This window comes from Citrobacter amalonaticus (assembly GCF_018252635.1).
GTDB classification, from domain to species: Bacteria; Pseudomonadota; Gammaproteobacteria; order Enterobacterales; family Enterobacteriaceae; genus Citrobacter_A; species Citrobacter_A amalonaticus_E.
The window spans coordinates 1-3,062 of record NZ_JAGTXM010000014.1 but is presented as its reverse complement, the minus strand read 5'-3'; the positions used below and the strand labels follow the sequence as shown (position 1 = coordinate 3,062).

The 3,062-nt window shown below is 51.6% G+C and carries 2 protein-coding genes; both read right to left on the bottom strand.

Going from position 1 to position 3,062, the window contains the following annotated elements:
- A partial coding sequence (locus tag KE671_RS22485; protein WP_241029995.1) for an autotransporter outer membrane beta-barrel domain-containing protein occupies positions 1-2,697 on the bottom strand: 2,697 nt, incomplete at its 3' end.
- 90 nt (positions 2,698-2,787) lie between these two features.
- Positions 2,788-3,062 (bottom strand): autotransporter outer membrane beta-barrel domain-containing protein (locus tag KE671_RS22480; protein WP_211986804.1); only part of this gene is annotated, 275 nt, incomplete at its 5' end.

Below are 3,062 nucleotides of genomic sequence, written 5' to 3'. Positions count from 1 at the left end.
CATCCAGGTCACCTGGACTTTAGGTTGCAGCCAGTAGCTGTCCCGACCGTTGCTGCTCTCTGTGAGACGGAAGGTGTAACCGGCTTCCAGCGAGGCGGTGATACCGTCCGAGTCATACTTTTCAGACGCCAGTCCCTGGCCGGACACGGTGTTGTCAAACCAGTTGTAGAGCATCCAGCCATCGACATAAGCGCCGGTTTTATCGGCGTCGTTGGCATACCAGGTGCCGTACAGACCGGCGCTGTAGCCGCTGATCTCCCCGCGTGATGTGTAGCCGGTCAGGCTGGAGTGGCTGCGGCTCTTGCTGTTGGCGTAACCGGCCATCAGGCCCAGGTGCCAGCGATCCAGGCCGTCGGTGCTCCATTGCGCGATATCACCGCCCAGTTGCATCACATAGCGGTTGCTCTGGGTGCTGATTTGCCCGGAACCGTCCCTGAAGCGGTTATGTCCGCCTATGTGGCGCATCCACAGGCTGGTGACCTTCTGCTCGCCGGTTAACGCGTCGGTGTACTGGGTTTCACCCAGACGATCGTGAAGACGGGTGTTGAACAGCGTGTTGGCGGCAAGGATGTTCGCCAGATAGCTGCCGGATTCCGGGCGATAGGTTTTCTCTCCTTCCGGCTGTGGCGTTGGGTCAGGTGTAGGGCCGGGATCAGGAATAGGATCCGGCACTGGATCTGTAATAAAGGTGTTCGTCAGATACCAGTTGCTGCCTTTTTTCACCACATCATAGTCATAAGCCCCCGCGACAATACGTCCGGCTTTGGCAAAAGTACCCGCAGAATCGCCGTACACTTCGACAATCTCAATACCGTTCACCGTTTGCGCGCCCGTACCGCCGATATTATTCACCGCAACCAGTGTATTACCGGACGTGTCGCCTTCAACAATCAGTTTATCTGTTGGAGAATCATCGCCGCCTAAGGAGGTGTTAATATTCAGGGTCCCGCCACCGTAGAAATTGCCTTCGACGGTCAGCGTTTTAAATATGCCGTTACTTTCAGGCGGCAGGTAATTCACGATCCCACCCTCGAGGGTAATATCGGTAACGTGAGAACTGCCTGTCATATTCCACACCGCCCCCCTGGAGAGATCCAGATTGACGATACCGTTGCTGGTGGAACTTGAGGTGGCGGTATAGCTGGTGGCGGTAAGGTATGAATTCGCATTATTCAGGACCATACTGATGCCGCCGTCGTTAATTGCGCCAATATCTCCCGACACCTGCACGGTACCGGTTTCTGACGAGTTAACGTCAATCTGGCTATTCGCCCCATAAGAAATCAGCGACCATGTGGCATCATGCTTATCATTCAGGAACAGCCCTTTTTTCACCTCCACTTTACCGCCTGCACCGGCTTCAATCCCGGCGACATAGCTGGCATCGCTATCGGCCAGTGAAATGGCTAAATCATCATTGAATGTTGCTTTCGTCGTTCCGCTACCACCATCCCAAGCATATATTGCGCGCGTGGTATCAACGCCATTTTGCATCGTAATGAGAGTCTTTCCATTCAGTTCCGCCTCGCTTTTCCACAGGTACAAGCCGGTGTTGTAATAACCACCGTTACTGCTGAGCGATAAATTCCCATGAGCGACCAGTTTTGACCGATCGGTTAAAGAGACTGTTCGCAGCCAGTATGGGTCGATCCACCCCTCATACGGGTGTTGATAGCCCGGACGTGTGCCTAAGTACGTCAGGTTTTCCCCAACAATAATTGCATTGCTGTTGAAGGTAATATCCGTCGCCATCACGTCAATCGCCCGTCCGCCGCCAATTTCACCGAAGATATTATTTTCATCCCCGCGAGCCAGCGCTTCGATTTGGGTAAGCCCGGTGAATTCAACGCTGTTTCTGACGCCGTAAGTTGACGAGGACATCGCTGACAGAATCCCCTGACTGCCTTTGAGGGTGATGTAGTCGGCCTCAAATTTGGCAGTGTTATCCACATCATAGACCGTTGGGTTAGCGGTCGAACCGGCTCTGGCAGCAAACATTAATGCCAGTTCATTGGCATCGATGGCGATTCGGTCGGCTTTGACATCCACATTACTGCCGGCCGAAAGAACCATACCCACCCGGCGATCAATCGAGTTATCCCCCGGATCGCCGTCAACATTAATAACAAACTCCCCGCCATCAAAAGAGAGATCGCCGTTATACAAACCTATTCCCCAGCGATGGGTGTTTATATTTCCTGCTTGTGGCATCAGTACTGTTAAATTGACTTTATTATCACCGTCACTTTTAAAATCGAATTTCCCGCCCGGTCCGGCAAATAATCCGTAGATATCGGTCGAGCTATTGGTCACTTCGTTGCTGACCACAATATTCCCACCAGTGAAGGTCATTGCGCCGCTGAGCGTACCGCGTTTATAGGCGTATAATGTTGCGCGTTCATCCGCCGCATTATTATTAAAACCTTTTAGCGTGAAAGTGTTACCGTTGCTGATATTAATATTTACCGCGCCGTTGGTCGTGTTGATGAATGCATGTTGATTGTTGGTAATACCGGTGTAACCGCTGGCGTCGAAGGTCACATTGCCCAGACTGACGGTGTGGGTTCCGCTGCTAATTGTCGTAATTGAACTGGTGAAGGTCTTATCTTCCAGTTCGGCCGAGAATACAAACGGTGAGGCGAGAAACGAACCGCCCACCACGACAGGTACAAGACATTTCCATTTTATATTTGTCATTTATAACTCTCCATGAAATTAACGACTTTTTTATTTGTAATAAAGGAAATAAATGTCCAGCCTTCGCAGGACATTTATTTGTCTGGGCTATCAGAAGCTATATTTGATGCCTAACATTCCCTGAGTATCGCTGTAGCCGTTGTCACCGATCTGTTGGGCAACGTTGCCCCACAGTTGCAGACGGTCGGTAATCTTCCCTTCAACGCCTGCTTTCAGTTCGCCGACGTTACGTGCGCCTTTGACCTCATTGCTGATGTCATCCATCTTCACGCTGTAGCTGCTGGTGTTGTAGATCCAGTTGGCTTCGATGAACGGCTGGAAGGTGCGGTCTTTACCGTCATCCATGGCGTGATGGCCCTGGAGAT